The sequence below is a fragment of the Montanilutibacter psychrotolerans genome, from assembly GCF_003719825.1.
In the GTDB taxonomy this organism is placed as follows: domain Bacteria; phylum Pseudomonadota; class Gammaproteobacteria; order Xanthomonadales; family Xanthomonadaceae; genus Montanilutibacter; species Montanilutibacter psychrotolerans.
The window spans coordinates 81924-98674 of sequence record NZ_RIBS01000007.1; the positions used below are offsets into that span (position 1 = coordinate 81924).

General features: G+C 67.9%; 17 protein-coding genes. 12 read left to right on the forward strand and 5 right to left on the reverse strand.

The window, feature by feature from the left end; genetic code table 11:
* The first annotated feature begins 176 nt into the window (after positions 1-176).
* Complete coding sequence (locus EER27_RS13895) at positions 177-1781, forward strand: M4 family metallopeptidase (protein WP_425480849.1); 1605 nt, start codon at positions 177-179, stop codon at positions 1779-1781.
* 132 nt (positions 1782-1913) lie between these two features.
* On the opposite strand, the gene EER27_RS13900 is transcribed toward EER27_RS13895, so the two are convergent.
* Complete coding sequence (locus tag EER27_RS13900) at positions 1914-2393, reverse strand: FKBP-type peptidyl-prolyl cis-trans isomerase (RefSeq protein ID WP_123088815.1); 480 nt, start codon at positions 2391-2393, stop codon at positions 1914-1916.
* 109 nt (positions 2394-2502) lie between these two features.
* Between EER27_RS13900 and EER27_RS13905 the strand changes: the two genes are divergently transcribed.
* Both EER27_RS13905 and EER27_RS13910 read left to right on the forward strand, forming a co-directional pair.
* Positions 2503-3108: a C40 family peptidase gene (locus EER27_RS13905; RefSeq protein ID WP_190285811.1), complete on the forward strand. Its 606-nt coding sequence runs from the start codon at positions 2503-2505 to the stop codon at positions 3106-3108.
* A gap of 118 nt (positions 3109-3226) precedes the next feature.
* Complete coding sequence (locus EER27_RS13910; protein ID WP_425480847.1) at positions 3227-3907, forward strand: C40 family peptidase; 681 nt, start codon at positions 3227-3229, stop codon at positions 3905-3907.
* Between the two features lie 105 nt (positions 3908-4012).
* Here the strand turns inward: EER27_RS13910 and EER27_RS13915 are convergent, their stop codons facing one another.
* Entirely contained in the window at positions 4013-4531 is a 519-nt protein-coding gene (locus EER27_RS13915; RefSeq protein ID WP_123088733.1) for an acyl-CoA thioesterase, read from the reverse strand.
* A gap of 561 nt (positions 4532-5092) precedes the next feature.
* Here EER27_RS13915 and EER27_RS13920 point away from each other — a divergent pair.
* From EER27_RS13920 to EER27_RS13945, 6 genes are all read left to right on the forward strand, one after another.
* A complete protein-coding gene (locus EER27_RS13920) occupies positions 5093-7024 on the forward strand; it encodes a serine hydrolase (protein ID WP_123088734.1) in 1932 nt (643 codons plus the stop codon).
* 94 nt (positions 7025-7118) lie between these two features.
* Positions 7119-7841 (forward strand): hypothetical protein, encoded by a 723-nt coding sequence (locus tag EER27_RS13925; protein WP_148041033.1) that lies wholly within the window; start codon positions 7119-7121, stop codon positions 7839-7841.
* Positions 7842-7943: 102 nt separating this feature from the next.
* Positions 7944-8378 (forward strand): hypothetical protein, encoded by a 435-nt coding sequence (locus EER27_RS13930; protein ID WP_148041034.1) that lies wholly within the window; start codon positions 7944-7946, stop codon positions 8376-8378.
* 97 nt (positions 8379-8475) lie between these two features.
* Positions 8476-8919: a hypothetical protein gene (locus EER27_RS13935; protein ID WP_123088737.1), complete on the forward strand. Its 444-nt coding sequence runs from the start codon at positions 8476-8478 to the stop codon at positions 8917-8919.
* Positions 8920-9051: 132 nt separating this feature from the next.
* On the forward strand, positions 9052-9540 hold the full coding sequence (locus EER27_RS13940; RefSeq protein ID WP_123088738.1) for an NUDIX hydrolase: 489 nt from the start codon (positions 9052-9054) through the stop codon (positions 9538-9540).
* A gap of 163 nt (positions 9541-9703) precedes the next feature.
* Positions 9704-10210: a hypothetical protein gene (locus EER27_RS13945; protein WP_123088739.1), complete on the forward strand. Its 507-nt coding sequence runs from the start codon at positions 9704-9706 to the stop codon at positions 10208-10210.
* Positions 10211-10237: 27 nt separating this feature from the next.
* Here EER27_RS13945 and EER27_RS13950 read toward each other — a convergent pair whose 3' ends face one another.
* The gene (locus EER27_RS13950) at positions 10238-10636 is read right to left on the reverse strand and encodes a hypothetical protein (RefSeq protein WP_148041035.1); all 399 of its coding nucleotides are present in this window, start codon (positions 10634-10636) and stop codon (positions 10238-10240) included.
* A gap of 88 nt (positions 10637-10724) precedes the next feature.
* A complete protein-coding gene (locus tag EER27_RS13955; RefSeq protein WP_123088741.1) occupies positions 10725-12014 on the reverse strand; it encodes a dicarboxylate/amino acid:cation symporter in 1290 nt (429 codons plus the stop codon).
* Between the two features lie 140 nt (positions 12015-12154).
* Here EER27_RS13955 and EER27_RS13960 point away from each other — a divergent pair, with 140 nt between their 5' ends.
* Positions 12155-13897 (forward strand): alkaline phosphatase, encoded by a 1743-nt coding sequence (locus EER27_RS13960; RefSeq protein ID WP_123088742.1) that lies wholly within the window; start codon positions 12155-12157, stop codon positions 13895-13897.
* Between the two features lie 170 nt (positions 13898-14067).
* Here the strand turns inward: EER27_RS13960 and EER27_RS13965 are convergent, their stop codons facing one another.
* Complete coding sequence (locus tag EER27_RS13965; RefSeq protein WP_123088743.1) at positions 14068-14490, reverse strand: CopD family protein; 423 nt, start codon at positions 14488-14490, stop codon at positions 14068-14070.
* Positions 14491-14618: 128 nt separating this feature from the next.
* Here EER27_RS13965 and EER27_RS13970 point away from each other — a divergent pair, with 128 nt between their 5' ends.
* Both EER27_RS13970 and EER27_RS13975 read left to right on the forward strand, forming a co-directional pair.
* The gene (locus EER27_RS13970) at positions 14619-15224 is read left to right on the forward strand and encodes a class I SAM-dependent DNA methyltransferase (protein WP_123088744.1); all 606 of its coding nucleotides are present in this window, start codon (positions 14619-14621) and stop codon (positions 15222-15224) included.
* 198 nt (positions 15225-15422) lie between these two features.
* Positions 15423-16688 carry a polyhydroxyalkanoate depolymerase gene (locus EER27_RS13975; protein ID WP_123088816.1) on the forward strand — a complete coding sequence of 422 codons (1266 nt, stop codon included), beginning with the start codon at positions 15423-15425 and terminating at the stop codon, positions 16686-16688.
* Positions 16689-16751 lie beyond the last annotated feature (63 nt).

The window sequence follows — 16751 nt, forward strand, 5'->3', positions numbered from 1 at the left end:
CGCCGGACTGGCCTCAAGGTCTTTTCGGCGTCCCTGTGCAACCCAACAGGCCCAGCGATCTGCAGGTCGCCGGCCAGGACAGCAAACGCTGTCGCGGGGCCCCCGTCGAATTGTGAGCCACCCCGCGCGACGCGGGGTACATCCATCACGCTTCAAGGGGATTCATCTCGATGCGCCTGCCGTTCCGCACTCTCAGCGTTGCTGTCGCCGCCACACTCGTGGCTTCTGCCCCTACTTTCGCCGCCCGCCCGGACCTGTCGCCCGCCCCCGGCCGTGCAAGGGCCATGATCGATGGCAACGCCGCCGTCGCCGTCAGCATCCAGCGCGCCAGCGACGATCGCTTCACCGCCCGCAACTTTACCGTCGATCGCGACGGCAGCGAGCACGTACGCCTCGAACGCAGCTACCGCGGACTGCCGGTGATCGGCGGCGATGTGGTCGTGCATTCGCGCAATGGCCAGTTCCGCTCGGCCAGCGTCGCACTGAAGACGCGCGTCCGTCCGCAGCTGGTGGCCGCCATCAGCGCCAACCAGGCCATCGTGGAGGCCGGTGTCGCCTTCGGCACCGCGTTCCACGGCGTGCCGACCAGCCGCCAGGTGGTGTATGCGCGCGATGTCGCGCCAGTGTTGGCCTATGAGGTGGTGTTCAAGGGCACCAAGCGCGACCAGACGCCAACCGAGATGCACGTGTTCGTCGACGCGCGCAGCGGCAGGATCCTGGACCAGTGGGACATGGTCCACAGCGCATCCAGCGTCGGCACCGGCCACACCATCGGCCTGGGCAACGTCAGCATCACCACCGACTCCACCGCGACCGGCTTTCAGATGATCGACCCGAGCCGCGGCAACGGCGCCACCCTGGATTCGTTCAACAAGAGCTACACCACCGCCGCCAGCACCGCGACCGTGTTCACCGACGCCGACAACAGCTGGGGCAACAACACCCAGGCCGATCGCGCGTCGGCCGGCGCCGAAGCGCACTACGGTGTCGCGGCCACGTACGACTTCTACAAGAACACCTTTGGCCGCAACGGCATCTTCAATGACGGCAAGGGCGTGAAGAGCTACGTCCACACCGGCACCAACTGGGTCAACGCGGTGTGGTACGGCAACAACATGTATTACGGCGATGGCGACGCCACCACCTACCTGCCGCTGACCGTGCTCGACGTGGCCGGCCACGAGATGAGCCACGGCGTTGCCCAGGCGACCTCCGGGCTGGTCTACTCCGGCGATGCCGGCGGCCTGAACGAAGGCAACTCCGACATCATGGGCACCCTGGTCGAGTTCTACGCCAACAACCCCAACGACCCGGGCGACTACCTGATCGGCGAGAAGATCTATCGCTCCAACCCCGGCGGCACCAAGGCGCTGCGGGTGATGTTCAAGCAGAACCTCGATGGCGCGTCGTTCGTCTGCTACCCCAGCGGCGGCTTCCGCAACAAGCCGGCGCACGATCCGCACTACACCTCCGGCGTTGCCAACCGCTTCTTCTACCTCCTCGCCGAGGGCGCGGTGGTGCCGGCCGGATTCGGCACGGGCACCAGCTTCAACCTCACCCCGGCCTCGCTGGTGTGCAACGGCAACACCGCCCTGGCCGGCATCGGTCGCGCCAAGGCCGGCGCGATCTGGTACCGGGCGCTGGACGTGTACTTCACCTCCACCACCACCTACCCGGCCGCACGCCTGGCAACCCTGAATGCAGCGCGCGACCTGTATGGCACCGGCTCGGCCGAGTACAACGCCGTCGCCGCGGCGTGGAGCGCGGTCAGCGTCAACTGATGTACCGGCGTCCACCCTCCACGGGTGGACGCCGCCAGGACCTACGGGCCGAGCCGCGTTGCGGCGTTCGGACCCGAAAAACAAAAACGCCCCGCGAGGGGCGTTTTTGTTGGCCGCGACGGATCGCGTGGATCAGTGCTGGTGACCACCGGCGCCGTGCACGTGGCCGTGCGCGACTTCTTCCTCGCTGGCCTCGCGCACTTCGGCGATCTCGATCGCGAAGTGGAGATCCTTGCCCGCCATCGGATGGTTCAGGTCAACGTCGACGACGCTCATGCCGACCTTCTGGATCGTCACGGCGCGCGGGCCGAAGTTGGTCTGCAGGACGGCCTGCATGCCGGCCTCGAGCTTGGTGCCCTGGAAATGCTTCTTCGGAACGCGCTGGGTCAGGCCTTCCTGGCGCACGCCATAGGCGTCGGCGGCGGCCACGTCGACCTCGAACTTGTCGCCGGCCTCACGCCCTTCCATGGCCTGCTCCAGGCCCGGAATGATGTTGCCGTGACCGACCAGGATCGCGAGCGGGTCGCGGCCTTCGGAGCTTTCCAGCGGCTCCTGGCCCTGCTCGGAAACGGTGTAGTGGAACAGGACGACGCGGTCTTTCTCGATCTTCATTGCGAATGGCTCGGCAGGGCTGCGCGCGGGCGGCAGCGGATAGGCATCCATCGCCGGGGCCGGCGACGGCGGGTGGGGTGCAGTCCGGCGAGGCCGGCGTTGTTGCGGCTTGTCGTGGCCGCCGACAGCCGCCAAGCTATCGACCGTGAACAAGGCCGCGCATTATCCCGGCAAGCCCGCCCCCGCGCCAGCGCGCGGCGGCGTCGCCATTGCCGTGCTGCTGGGCTGCGCGCTGCTGGCCGGCTGCGGTGGCCACCACGCCACCCGCCCGAACGCTGGCACCCGCCCAGCGCAACGCGCCGTCCGCCAGTGGCCGCAGGTCAAGCCGGCCAACCCGGAAGCCGCCAATGCGGTATTGATGCGGGCGATCAGCCTGGTCGGCACGCCGTATCGCTACGGCGGCAACACGCCGGACGGGGGATTCGACTGCAGCGGCCTGGTCAACTACGTCTACCGCGACATGCTCGACCTGCGCCTGCCACGGACCTCGCGCGACCTCGCCCAGCTGCAGGGGCCGCGAATCGAACCGCAACGGCTGGCGGCCGGCGACCTGGTGTTCTTCGGTAGCCGCGGCAACGTCAGTCATGTCGGCATCTACGTCGGCGAAGGCCGCTTCGTGCACGCTCCGAGCACCGGCGGAACCGTCCGCCTGGACCATCTCGATGGCAGCTACTGGATGGGCCACTACAGTGGCGCCAAACGTGTCCTGAAGTAGCGATCGGCCAGAATGTGACGCAGCGCACTGCATTGTTAACGATGTTTTAACGAAATTTGAACCAATCGCTCGGGTTCGACGGGCATGATCGCCCTGTGACGACTTTAGCGATGACCGCGTGACGCCAGCTTCCCAACGCCACGGCCGCCCTGCAGCCGCCCCAGATGCCCGCCTTGCACGGGCGCCTTTCCGTCTTTTTCTAGCCCTCGCCCTTGCCTGCCTGGCATGCCCGGCGCTGGCCCAGCAGGCGCCGAGCTCCTCGCTCGCCGGCGATAGCGCTGACGCCGCACCCGTTACCCGCACCGTGCTGCCGGAGGCCATGACCTTCTCCGATCGCGCGCTGCTGCTCGCCACCGATCTCAACCGCCTCGTAGCGCCCGGCACCATGGCGGTGCTCGCGCCGAACGGCGTCGTCCAGGACGGCCGCGTCAAGAGCGTCCTGCAGCGTGCCCTCGCCCTGCTGGGCACGCCGTACCGCTGGGGCGGCACCTCGCCCGACAGTGGCTTCGACTGCAGTGGGCTGGTGGGTTACGTGTTCCGCAATGCCCTGGGCATCGAGCTGCCGCGCGTCTCGCGCGAGATGGCCGAGCGGGGCCAGTCGATCGACCGCGCCGCGCTGAATGCCGGTGACCTGGTGTTCTTCGGCCGCCGTGGCCGCGTCGACCACGTCGGCATCTATGTCGGCGAAGGCCGTTTCGTGCACGCCCCGCGCACGGGCAAGGACGTGATGGTGTCCAGCCTGGACACCGGCTACTGGAGCGGCAAGTTCATGTCGGCTCGCCGCGTCAACGGAATCTGATCGTCCGCCGGGCGCCGATCGCGCCGCACGGGTCACGCACCAAGCCGCCGCAAGGCGGCTTTGTCGTTTCCGGCCTTCGGGTGACGCCCCGCCGACCCGCTGGCATCAACCGCTGGTGTCGTTCTCGCCCGGCGCCGGGTCGAGCCGCTGGATCACCTGCTCGATGTCCTTGCTCAGCGCCATGACCTTGAGCGCGTACTCGGCCAGGCGCCGGTCCGAATCGCTGTCCGGTGTCCACGCCGGCACCGGAACGGGCGTGCCGTGGTCGGGGTCGACCGCCACGAACACGATCACGCAGTGCGTGCACAGGCGGGCGGCAGTCGCTGCCTCGTCGAGCCCCGGATCGCGCGCGGTCACCTCGACAGCGAAATGCATGCTGCTGGTGCCGGTGTGGATCAGCTTGGTATGCACCGTCACCAGATCGCTGATGCGGATCGGTGCCACGAAACGGATCCCGCCGACGGCGACGGTCACGCAGTACTTGCCACTCCAGCCGACGGCTGCGGCGTAGCCCGCCTGGTCGATCCATTTCATCACCATGCCGCCGTGCACCTTGCCGCCGTAGTTGACGTCGGTCGGCTGGGCGAGAAACCGCAGCGTGAGTTCGCGTTGCTGGCCGCTCATGCGCGGTCTCCGATGAAAGGGCGGAACATTATGGAGGCAGTGCGCCCCTCGGGATCGCGCGTCGCACTGGCCGCACACGCAGTTGTGCAGCCACTTTACGCAAGCACCACGCCACACCGAGTGCGCGCGTCGCCCCCGCGGCTGGCACACGCTGCGTTGATCGCCAAGCCATCGTTGTCGCCACGACGCAGCAGGGCAACCGGACGTCGATCCGCGCCCGCGTCGCTTCCCGCAACCAGGTGGAACCGGTCGCTCCGGTCGGTTTGCCGACGACCTCGCGCGACAGCGCAAACCCGCGCTCATACCGATCACGCGCGCATCAGCGAAAGCCAATTCCCGCAACGCTGTCGCGCCCCATCGCGCCTGTCGCGCAGGTGGTTGCATCCGAGCTGCCACGTCATCGCAGCGAAAACAGGCCAAAAACGCACAGCGATCGATCGCTGTCCTGCAATGACCAACACATGCGTTTCATGACCACGTGCCCGGATCGGCACGGTCGAGGACGGCCGCAGTACGCCTCCTCTGATCCATCCCCTCAGTCGAAACATCGAGGTCGTATTGATGAAAACCATTCTCCCGCGCCTGCTCGTTCGCAGCGCACTCGCCATCGCTCTGTCGACGTTCGCGCTTGGCGCCTCGGCAGCGCTCGACACCACCGCGCGCACGACCGACCACTCGGTCAACGCCCCCACCGGCTGGTGGGTCTACAACGGCGTCACCTCCGCGCAGGTAAGCAGCCTGCTCACCACCAACAGCGCGCGCCTTACCCAGATCCACGTGGACGGCATCGTCAGCGGCGCGCCGCGCTTCACCGTCCGCATGGTGCGCAACAGCGGCGCGTACGCCGTGCCGGGATGGTGGTGGTACCACGGCATGACGTTCGCCCAGGTTGGCAGCCTGCTGAGCAGCAACAGCGCGCGCCTGGTCGACCTCGAGCCCTACGACGCGGGCGGCGGCACCATCCGCTACGCCGCGGTGATGGTGGCCAACACTGGCGTCACGGCGCGCAACTGGAGCTACCTCAGCGGCGTCAGCGCAACGCAGATCGCCACCAACCTCGCCAGCAGCGGTCATCGCCTGGTCGATCTGGACACCTACTACGTCGGCACCAGCAAGTACTACTCGATGGTTGCCGTGGCCAACACCGGCACCGACGCCAAGGCGTGGCAGTGGTGGGTCAACCAGAGCAAGGCCAGCGTGTCCTCGCGCGTGTCCTCGTTCAGTGGTCGCGTGGTCAAGCTGGACCGCAATCGCGACGGCACCTACAACTTCATCCAGGTCCGCAACACCGGAGCCGACGCCACTGCCTGGTGGTACCAGTACGGATTCTCCTCGGGCTCTTCGCTGATCAACTACGCCAACCAGCTGGGCGTGCGCCCGGTCGACGTCCACAGCTACATCTACACCGATGGCACGCGCCGCTACGACGCCGCCTTCATCGACAACACCAACACGTCCACGCGACGCATGCGCAACTACATGGGTCAGACGTTCCTGGACAGCAGCGGCAATCCTTCCATCGGCATCTTCGAGGCCTACCTCAAGCAGGTCGGTGGCAGCGTCAAGGTCGATCTCAACTCGCGTCGTCGCGCCGAAACGGCCAGCGCCCTGAAGACCCTGCACCTGCTGCACTCGATGCGGCGCGTCGCGGCCGGAACCGACAACATCCTCACCGCGTTCACCTATTACGACTATCGCACCGGCACGCTGACCGAACGCAAGAACGCCTGCCCGGATCCGTCCAAGGAAGTGCCCGCCAACGCCCGCGTCGACTACAACTTCGAGAAGGGCCTGGACCAGATGATGAGCATCTCGGACAACCGGACCACGCGCGGCACGGTGATCCGCTATGGCGGCTTTGCTCCGTTCAACGCCACCGCCACCGCCACCGGGCTGACCGGCACCACCCTGCGCCACAACATCGGCTGTGGGTACTACAACTTCACCACCGGCAAGGTCGATCCGACCAACCGCCGCAACGACACCACCGTGGCCGATCTGGCACGCATGTACGAAGGCGTGTGGAATTCCACGTTGCTGAGCAACACGAACTCGGCCCGCACGGAATTCCTGGAATCGGCCAACCCCGGCACCGGTGTCAGCACGGCGCTGCAGGCGATCATCAACCAGGAAGCGACCGCACTGGGCAAGTCGGCCGCGGTGGCCAGCGCGTTCGGTGCCAACGTGCAGACCTGGGGCAAGGGTGGCAGCTACAACACGTCGCTGCCCGACGCCAATGGCAACGCCGGGCAGCGGGTCATCATCCGCTCGGGCGCGGGCCTGATCCGACTGCCGATCAAGGTGTCGGGCGTACTCCAGTACCGCACCTATTCGTTCGCGCGATTGATCTCCGACGTCAAGGTGCCGTGCTGGGAAAACGGTGACACCCCGGCGATCGATTGCCCGGTGGCCACCAACTACGCCACGGCCTACTCGAACGCCGCCAACGAGCTGTATCGCGACGAGATCCGCTCAGCGCTGGCGACCTGGTAAGTCGACTCGATCATGAGTTGAAGCAACCACGTCCAGCGCCGGTGCGACCGCTCTCCCCCTCGGGCGGTCGCACCACCTTTTTTTCGGGAATCGCATGAAAGACGCTCAAGCTCATCTTTCGATGGCCACGCCGTTGACGGTCACGCCGTCGAAGGCCAACCAAACTCCTGCTGCCCGCCTTCGCGGGCGTTTCCCCTCGCGCGTTCTGGGTCCGGTGGCGGTGTCGATCGTCGGCGCGGTGCTTCTCGTCGCGCTGCGCATGCCAACGCCACCGCCCATCGATGCAGCGAGTGCTCTGCAGGCGGACTTGCCTGGCACCACGACTCACGCGCCACCGGGCACCGTGCCCGATGGCGGACCGACCCAGGTCAGCGTCAGGCCATCGAACGGCCAAGGTCAGGTGGTTCGCGACGGCGGTGAGATCGTCATTGCATTCGACAATCAACCGGGCCGGCTGGCCGCGCAACAGCTCGCCGCGGCCACTGACACACGCTTCGTCCAGGGCCGCGAGCTGCTGGACGGCCTGGCGCCAGTGTCCCTGCAATGGCGTGGCAGCAGCCGTGCGCAGGCTTGGAACCTGGTGCTGGGCCACCGCATCGGCCATGTCGTGCATTGCGATGATCGTGGCTGCATGGTGTCGCTGTTCGCATCGACCGACGACCCCAACCAGGCCCCGATCCGAGGCGCGAGCCCGAATGCGGGCTTCGACGCGCCGGTGGACGGGAGCGCGACGCGGACGGAGGTACCGGCTGACCCGGTGTCGGCAGAGGCGCCGGTGCCACGGGACATGATCGACGAATCCGTGCTCGGCGGCTGAGCCGCCCTCCGCCACCCCGGTTGCGAAACGCGCACGGCGCTTGCCCGCCGAACCGGTCTCGGGCGATGCTCGCCGACATAGCCGGCTATGTTGGAAATCGAAATGGGCAGGACGATCCTGGGCGTGGTGGCGGGCGTGGTGGTGATGTTCCTGGTGATCATGGGCATCGAAACCATCGGTCACGCGATCTACCCGCCGCCTGCCGGGCTGGACGCGACCAACCCCGCTCACGAAGCGGCCTTCGTGCATTTCATCGAGACGATGCCCGCCCTGGCCAAGGCCATACTGGTGCTGGCCTGGACGCTGGGTGCCTTTGCCGGCGGATTCGTCGCGGCGAAGATCGCCCGGCACCCGCGCCCGGCCGCCGTGCTGATCGCGCTGGTGGTGATGTCGGGCGTGGTCGGAATGATCCTCGCCGTGCCCCACCCCTCGTGGCTGGCCGCTGCCGGGCTGTTGTTGCCGATACCCGCCGCACTGCTGGCGGCCCGGCTTGCCCGCGGGCGCCCGTCCGACAGCGGCGCCCACGCCGGCAACTGACGCTCATACCGAATCAGACACTCGCCGCTGGCCGCGATCACCGATCGCGGTAGCGCGTAGCCACGCACGCACCCAACCTTTCGAGAAATGCTGCCCCATGCGATCCATCGCCCATGCCCTCGCCTCGTTCCTGATCGCCGCCCTGATCGGCGGATTGCTGGCGGTTCCGTTCGCCCCCGATGACCACCTGGCCTGGCTGATCGGCGCAGCACTGATGGCGATCGGCGTCATCGCGGCCTACAAGGGCATCGAAGCGGTGGCGTTGCTGTTCGCGCCCCTGCTGTTGGCGCAGATGGGCCTGCGCAAGCTACGCGGGCAACCGATGCTGGGAACCTCGCGCGGGCCGCGGCGCGAGTGGGGATGGCGCCTGTTGTTCACGATCTTCTACGCGATGTTCGCTTTCCTCACGGGAATCGCGGTGGCCGCATTCCCGGGGGGCCACGGACCGATCCTCGGGGCATTGGCCTTCGGAATGGTCGGGTTGCTGTACGGCGCGCTGGTCTCGTACACGGTGATCCGCGACTTCGGGGACGCGCCCTAGCGCAACCTGCTGCGCGTCGTCGAGGCCAATCGACCGCCTGCGTTGGCGCGGTTCTGGTAACCGGGGCAACCTGCCACCGCGGGTGCACGGGCTTTGGCTAGACTGTCGCGCCCTCCCCCCGACACAGCCTCGATGCCATATACCCCGATCGTCGCGACTCTCGGCTACGTGCTTTCCCCCGACGGATGCGATGTGTTGCTGGTGCACCGCAATGCGCGTCCGGGCGACCCGCACCTGGGCAAGTACAACGGTCTGGGCGGCAAGCTGGAGGCCGACGAGGACGTAGTTGCCGGCATGCGCCGCGAGATCCACGAAGAAGCCGGTATCGACTGCGATGAACTGTCGCTGCGCGGCACGATCAGCTGGCCGGGCTTTGGCAAGCACGGTGAGGACTGGCTCGGCTTCGTGTTCGTGGTCAGCCGATTCAGTGGCACCGCGTTCACCAGCAACCCCGAGGGCACGCTCGAGTGGGTCCCGTTGGCCCGGCTGCACGAATTGCCGATGTGGGAAGGCGATCGCCAATTCCTGCCGCTGGTGTTCGATACCGACCCCCGCCAGTTTCATGGCGTGATGCCCTACCGGGACGGGCGCATGCAGTCGTGGCGCTACTCGCGGATATGAATCTGCCGCCGGACGCCCCCGCCCGGAGGCGCGGCTGTCAACCTGCTGCATCCGGATGCGGCAACAATGGCCGGTAACAGGCATCATCTGCACGGGGCCGCCAGGGGGCAGTGGCGCGCCCGCGCGTTAGCCTATTGATCGCCCCGGACCGGACACGGCAAGGATGACCCTGCGCGCCACCCTGCTCCTGTTGCTCGCGTTGCTTGCGCTGGTGGCCCTCGGGCCACTCGGCGCCGACATCGATGGGACGACATCGCGCAGCAACGACGCCTACCTGTCCAAGCTCACCGCGATTTCCGCCGAAAGCAGCCACCTGTGCCGCGGCAGCAGCGACTACCCCGGCGGCGTCGCCGCCGACTTGATGGAAGCGCGCCGGCTGGTCCGGCTGGGCCGCAACCGCGAACAGATCCTCGAAACGCTGGCGATCCCGCCGTCGCCACCGGCCGGCCCGGCGGCGCAGGCGATGATCGAAGGCGCGATCGACGCCTTCCAGCGCAATCCACGGTGGAACGGCCCGCGCCGGCAGGAGGCCTCGGTGTCGCTTTGCCTGGCGCTGCTGTCCTCGTTCGAGCGCAAGAACCTCGAAGCGCCTCCCGGACGGGACCGCCTGAAGCTGCTGTCCGACAGCACGCGCGACATGCTGGCCTTCATTGCCCGCATGGTGCGCTGAGCGCGACCCGCCGGCGGCTGGCCTCCGTCATCCCATGGCGTTGATCAACAGAAGCAGGGCGACGAGGACGGCAAACAGCGGGATGCCGACCACCACGACAACCACCAGCGACAGACCCAGCGCCAGATTGCCGTAACCGCGGGCCGCGGGATGGGCGGGCTTCCTGATCAGCAGTGTGGTCACCGCCAGCGAGGCCACGGTCAGTGCGGCGAACAGCCAAGGCGCGCGCAACGCGATCCGTGCCGGCAGGTAGTAACTGGCCGAGCTCTCAAGCACGTCCTTGAACTCGATGGCGACAGCCAGCGTCACGGCCAAACCGCCCGCGCAGGCCAACGTGGCAAGTACCGCTGCGACCCGAGGCCAGAGCACGACCGGGCGCGGAGCCGCCACCGCGGTATCCGCGGCGCGGGGATGGGATTCACTCATGTCTGTCGGGCCTTCCTTGGCAGGGCCGGACAGTGTCGAGCGTCCCCGTGCGAAAAGCGTCAGCAGAATCCCTACCCGTCGGTGCGACTTATGCTGCCTCGCGCTCGCCGCGATCCTCACCCTCGGCGATGCCCAGATTGCTCGACGCCGCGTTGTAGACCTGCTGGTCGAGCAGCCCGGTCTCGCGTGCCACCAACGTGGGAACCAGCATCTGGCCGGTGACGTTGGTCATCGTGCGCATCATGTCCAGCACGCGGTCGATGGCCACCAGGTACCCGATGCCCTCCAGCGGCAGGCCCGCCGCGCTCAGCACCAGGGTCACCATGACGATCGCGGTGCCCGGCACGCCGGCGGTTCCGAAACTGCCCAGCACCGACGCGATCAGGATCGTGAAGTACTGGCTGGGCTCGAGCGTGATGCCGAAATACTGCGAGACGAACATCGCCGTGAGCGCCGGGTAGATCGCGCCACAGCCGTCCATCTTGATGCTGGCGCCCAGCGGCACCGCAAACGCCGCGTAGTCCTTGTCGACCCCCAGGTTGTGGGTGACCGCGCGGATTGCCGCCGGCATCGAGGCGAAACTCGACGAGCTCACGAACGCCACCTGCATCGCCGGGGCCGCGCCGCGGAAGAACTTCAGCGGGCTGAGCCCGTGCGCTGCCACCAGCGAGCCGTACACCACCACGATGTGCAGCGCGCAGGCCAGGTACAGCGCGAATACGAACGTCCCCAGCGGGAGCAGCTTGTCGAAGCCGTAGGCGCCGACCAGCGAACCGATCAGGCCGAAGGTACCCAGCGGGGTCATCTCCAGCACGAAGCGGGTGACCTGCACCATGGTGTCGCTGGCCTCGCCGACCAGCTTGCGCAGGCCAGCAGTCTTCTCGCCCAGCTTGACCAGCGCGAAACCGACCAGCCCAGCGAACACGATCACCTGCAGGATCTTGCCCTCGGCCAGCGCCTTGAAGGGATTGCCAGGCACCACGTCGAGCAGCACCTGCACCCACGACGGCAGTTCGCGCACGGTGTAGTCGGGCGCCATCGCCAGTCCGGCCAGGCCCCTACCGGGCTGCAACGCCCAGCCGACGCCCAGTCCGACCAGCACGGCCAGCGTCGCGGTGATCGCAAACCACAGGAAGGTGCGACTGCCCAGCAGCGCCATCGATTTCTGGCCGTGCAGCGAGGCGACGGCGTTCATCACCGCGAACAGCACCAGCGGCACCGCGATCATCTTGATCAGGGTCACGTAGATCGTGCCCAACGGTTCCAGCCACGTCTTCGCGGCGGGTCCGAGCAGCCAGCCGGCGAACGCGCCCAGCACAAAGCCGGCCAGCACGCGCTGCCAGAACGGGATCTTCAACCAGGCCGAAACCAGCTTCATCGGCAAAGCACTCACGAAGGCGAGCCCCGACGATAGCCCGAGCCAGCACATCCGCGCGAGTCCGCAGATGCAACGGCGGCATCCCGAATCCGCAACAAGGCGACGGCATAATCCGTCTGTTTCCCGTCCGGCACCCTTTGATGACCCTTACCGCGACCTCCCCCCATCCCACGTCCCCACTGCGTCCGCTGTTGCTGGCGCTGCTGCCGACGCTGCTGCTGGGCGCCTGCGCCAGCACCCCGCCGTCCAACGCATCGCCCCGAGGTACGGCGGTGACGGTGGAGGTTCCGCAGATTCGTCATCCCGATGGCGAGACGCCGGCCTGGTGGTTCCGCGACGGCGCCGCCCAGGCCGCGCAGCGTGGCGCGATGGGTGGCCGTGCCAAGAACGTGATCCTGTTCGTCGGTGACGGCATGAGCCTGACCACGGTCGCCGCCGCGCGCATCCTCGACGGCCAACGCCGCGGCTCGCCCGGCGAGGAGAATCGGCTGAGCTGGGAACGCTTTCCGTCCACCGCGCTCAGCAAGACCTACAACACCGACTCGCAGACGCCCGATTCGGCCGGCACGATGTCGGCGATGGCGACCGGCGTGAAGACCCGCCTGGGCGTGTTCGGCATCGGTCAGCAGGCCGAACGCGGTGACTGCGCCGGCGCGCTTGCCGCACCGGTGATGACGCTGTGGGAATTGGCGGCGTCCAGCGGCCTGGCCACCGGCGTGGTAACCACCACCCGCGTCACCCACGCCACGCCGGGCGCGACCTTCGCGCACACCGCCGACCGCAACTGGGAAAACGACGCCGACCTGCCCGAAAGCGCGAAGGCCGCCGGTTGCGTCGACATCGCCAGGCAGATCATCGAATCGCCGCACGGCACCGGCCCGGACGTGCTGATGGGCGGCGGTCGCAACAACTTCATGACGGTCGAGCAGCGCGACCCGGAGTACGACGACAAGGTCGGCCAGCGCCTCGACGGCCGCGACCTCATCGCCGCGTGGAAGCAGCGCCATCCCGACGGCAGCTATGCGTGGAACGCCGAGCAGTTCGCCCACGCCGCGCCCGGCCGCCCGTTGCTGGCGCTGTTCGAGCCCGACCACATGCAGTTCGAGCACGACCGCAAGGACGATCGTGGCGGCGAGCCCTCGCTGGCGGAGATGACGCGCGCGGCGATCACGCGACTGCGATCGCTGCCGGCGGGCGGAAACGGCTACGTGCTGCTGGTCGAAGGCGGTCGTATCGACCACGCCCATCACTTTGGCAACGCCTACCGCGCGCTGACCGACACCGTGGCGCTCAGCGAGGCGGTGCAGGCCGCGCTCGACACCACCTCGGCCGACGACACGCTGGTGCTGGTCACTGCCGACCACTCGCACACGCTGAGTTTCGTCGGCTATCCGACCCGCGGCAATCCGATCCTGGGCAAGGTCAAGGGCGGCAGTGGCGAGGAAGGTGATGCCAGCCAGTACGCGCGCGACGCCACCGGCCTGCCGTACACCACGCTCAGCTACAGCAACGGTCCCGGGTACGTCGGCGCCAGCGCGCAGCAGGCCGAGGGACCGAAGCGGTTCGAACACAACGCCAGCGGCGTCCAGCCGGCCGAGCACGGCCGTCCGGACCTCAACCACGTCGATACCGCGGCCCCGAACTACCTGCAGGAAGCGCTGGTTCCGACCAGCAGCGAAACCCACGGCGGTGATGACGTCGGCATCTGGGCGCGCGGCCCCGGCAGCGACGCGGTACGCGGCAGCGTCGAACAGAACACGATCTTCCACTTCCTGCTGCAGGCCACGCCGACGCTGCGCCAGGCGCTGTGCGCGAAAAGCGGATGCGATCGCAACGGCGTGCCCGTGGAACTGCCGGACCCGAAAGCCTTCCGCACGCCCTGAAACAGCCGCAAGCCGCGGGCGTGCCGGACGAACCCGGCCGCCAACGGCAACGGCGTGCACGAGAAGCCGCCTGCCCGACGCGTCAGCCTCGGGCAGGCCATCGATCGTGGATGCGCCGCACCGCAGATCTCACTTCGCGAACCGGCTGCCCAGTCCGCTCGCCGCGCCGATCAGAACGGCTTGGCCAGCACCAGGTAGACAATCGCGAACAACACCAGTACCGGCAGTTCGTTGAACCAGCGCAGCGCCTTCGCCGACGGCAGCGCGCGGCCGCGGTCGACGCCCTTGAGCCAGCGCCCGGCGACGATGAAGTACGCCAGCAGCACCGCGACCAGCGTGAGCTTGGCGTGCAGCCAGCCGCCGGCCATGCCGAAGTGCAGCCACAGCACGGCGCCGAACAGCGCGGCGAACCCGAACATGATGTGGCCGAAGCGGTACAGCCGGCGCCCCATCAGCATCAGGCGCGCGCGTACCGCCGGCTCCTCGCCGGCCTCGACCAGGTTGACCAGCAGCCGCGGCAGGTAGAACACGGTCGCCATCCACGCGATCACGAACACCACGTGCGCGGTCTTGGTCAACAAATAGGCATTCACGCGGCGGGCTCCGGGCTGGCAGGGCGCGATAGGATGCCACGCCCCCAGCGGGCCGGCGGCAGCCGCCACGCCCGCGACCCGCGCGCCGCTTCCCCGGCACGCCGCCACCCGACCCTGCGGACCCACCAATGAGCAAGCAGTACGATCACGACTACTTCCAGCGCTGGTACCGCGACGCACCGCGCAAGGACGCCGCGATCGGCGGCGCCGCGCGTCTCGCGCGCAAGGTCGAGCTGGCCGTGGCCACCGCCGAGTACCACCTCGAGCGCCCCATCCGCAGCGTGCTCGATATCGGCTGCGGCGAAGGCGCATGGCGCGCGCCGCTGCTGAAGCTGCGCCCGAAGCTCCAGTACCTCGGCTTCGACAGCAGTCAGTACGCGATCGCGCGCTTCGGGGTGCGCCGCAACCTGCATTTCGCACGCTTCGGCGATTTCGAGCACCTGCGCCCCTGCGCGCCGGTCGATCTGCTGGTGTGCAGCGACGTGCTGCACTACCTCGACACGCGCGAACTCGACCGCGGCCTGCCGGCGCTGGCCGAGCTGTGCGGCGGCGTTGCCTTCCTGGAGACCTTCGCGCGCGAAGACGGCATCGACGGCGACACCGAGGGATTCAAACGCCGGCCGGCGAGCTTCTATCGTCAGCGCTTCCAGGCGCAGGGATTCGCCGCCCTGGGCTCGCAGCTGTGGCTGGCACCGCAGCTGCGCGACGGCGTGGCCGCACTCGAACTGGGCTGACCCGCCGGCCGGACCGGCCTCGCAGCGCCCACAGGCAGTAGCCCGCCGTCCGCGCCCCGTCGCTGCGAACGGCTCCGACAGGCGGTTCGCCCGGCGTGACGCGAATTCACGTTTCCGCCTTGTTGATCGTTTACGCTGCAACGCAGCATGTTCCACGAAGGTGTTCCACGGCTGCCGTTTACAGGGGACGGACCGATGTTGCTCTATCAACTGCACGAACTCGGGCGCGCATGGATGGCCCCGATGACCTACTGGGCCGATGCCGGCGCCAAGATGTTCAGCGCACCCGGCAGCTGGTTGTCCACCACGCCCGGCGCCACCCGCATGGCGGCCGGTTACGAGCTGCTGTACCGGATCGGCAAGGATTACGAGAAGCCCGAGTTCGGCATCCATTCGCTGGAGATCGGCGGCGACACGTACCCGGTGATCGAGCGCGAGATGCTGCGCAAGCCGTTCTGCAGGTTGTTGCGTTTCAAGCGGTACGCCGACGACGCCGACAACATCGTCGACCTCAAGGACGATCCGCCCGTGCTGGTGGTGGCGCCGCTGTCGGGCCATCACGCCACGCTGCTGCGCGACACGGTCAAGACGCTGCTGCGCGACCACAAGGTCTACATCACCGACTGGGTCGACGCGCGCATGGTGCCGGCCGAGCAGGGCGCGTTCACCCTCGACGACTACGTCGCCTACGTCCAGGAGTTCATCCGCCTGATTGGCGCCGATACCCTGCACGTGATCAGCGTCTGCCAGCCGACCGTTCCGGTGCTGGCGGCGATCTCGCTGATGGCGTCGCGTGGCGAGGCGACGCCGCGCTCGATGGTGATGATGGGCGGGCCGATCGACACCCGCGAGAATCCCACCGGCGTCAACGATCTGGCCACGCAGAAGCCGTTCGAATGGTTCGAGCAGAACCTCATCCACCTCGTGCCGGTGAACTACCCGGGGCGCGGCCGCCGCGTCTATCCAGGCTTCCTGCAGCACGGCGGCTTCGTGGCCATGAACCCCGAACGCCACATGCAATCGCACTGGGACTTCTATCAGGACCTGGTCAAGGGCGACCTCGAGGACGCCGACTCGCACCGACGCTTCTACGACGAGTACAACGCGGTGCTCGACATGCCGGCGGAGTACTACCTCGACACGATCCGCGTGGTGTTCCAGCAGCAACTGCTGCCGCGCGGCCTGTGGGAAGTCGCCGGCGAGCGCGTCGATCCGGCTGCGATCACCGGCACGGCGCTGCTGACGGTGGAGGGCGAACTCGACGACATCTCCGGCCAGGGCCAGACGCGCGCCGCGCACAAGTTGTGCTCCGGGGTTGCCCAGGCGCAGCGCGAACATCTCACCGTCGAGGGGGCCGGCCACTACGGCATCTTCAGCGGTCGCCGCTGGCGCACCCAGGTCTACCCGCAGGTGCGCGACTTCATCGCGCGCCACGCGGCCCCGCGGACGGAAGAACCGGCCTGAGTCCGGCGCGGCCTTGATTCGGCTTATCGACGCCCGAATATCGGGTGTCGATGTCCCGTCATC

Excerpts from the sequence above, each read along its gene's own strand:
- EER27_RS13955 (WP_123088741.1), bottom strand. The coding sequence starts at position 12,014 with ATGAAGCTGGTTTCGGCCTGGTTGAAGATCCCGTTCTGGCAGCGCGTG.
- EER27_RS13945 (WP_123088739.1), top strand. The coding sequence starts at position 9,704 with ATGACCCTGCGCGCCACCCTGCTCCTGTTGCTCGCGTTGCTTGCGCTG.
- EER27_RS13900 (WP_123088815.1), bottom strand. The coding sequence starts at position 2,393 with ATGAAGATCGAGAAAGACCGCGTCGTCCTGTTCCACTACACCGTTTCC.
- EER27_RS13930 (WP_148041034.1), top strand. The coding sequence starts at position 7,944 with ATGGGCAGGACGATCCTGGGCGTGGTGGCGGGCGTGGTGGTGATGTTC.
- EER27_RS13960 (WP_123088742.1), top strand. The coding sequence starts at position 12,155 with ATGACCCTTACCGCGACCTCCCCCCATCCCACGTCCCCACTGCGTCCG.
- EER27_RS13950 (WP_148041035.1), bottom strand. The coding sequence starts at position 10,636 with ATGAGTGAATCCCATCCCCGCGCCGCGGATACCGCGGTGGCGGCTCCG.
- EER27_RS13925 (WP_148041033.1), top strand. The coding sequence starts at position 7,119 with ATGAAAGACGCTCAAGCTCATCTTTCGATGGCCACGCCGTTGACGGTC.
- EER27_RS13970 (WP_123088744.1), top strand. The coding sequence starts at position 14,619 with ATGAGCAAGCAGTACGATCACGACTACTTCCAGCGCTGGTACCGCGAC.
- EER27_RS13915 (WP_123088733.1), bottom strand. The coding sequence starts at position 4,531 with ATGAGCGGCCAGCAACGCGAACTCACGCTGCGGTTTCTCGCCCAGCCG.
- EER27_RS13935 (WP_123088737.1), top strand. The coding sequence starts at position 8,476 with ATGCGATCCATCGCCCATGCCCTCGCCTCGTTCCTGATCGCCGCCCTG.
- EER27_RS13940 (WP_123088738.1), top strand. The coding sequence starts at position 9,052 with ATGCCATATACCCCGATCGTCGCGACTCTCGGCTACGTGCTTTCCCCC.
- EER27_RS13920 (WP_123088734.1), top strand. The coding sequence starts at position 5,093 with ATGAAAACCATTCTCCCGCGCCTGCTCGTTCGCAGCGCACTCGCCATC.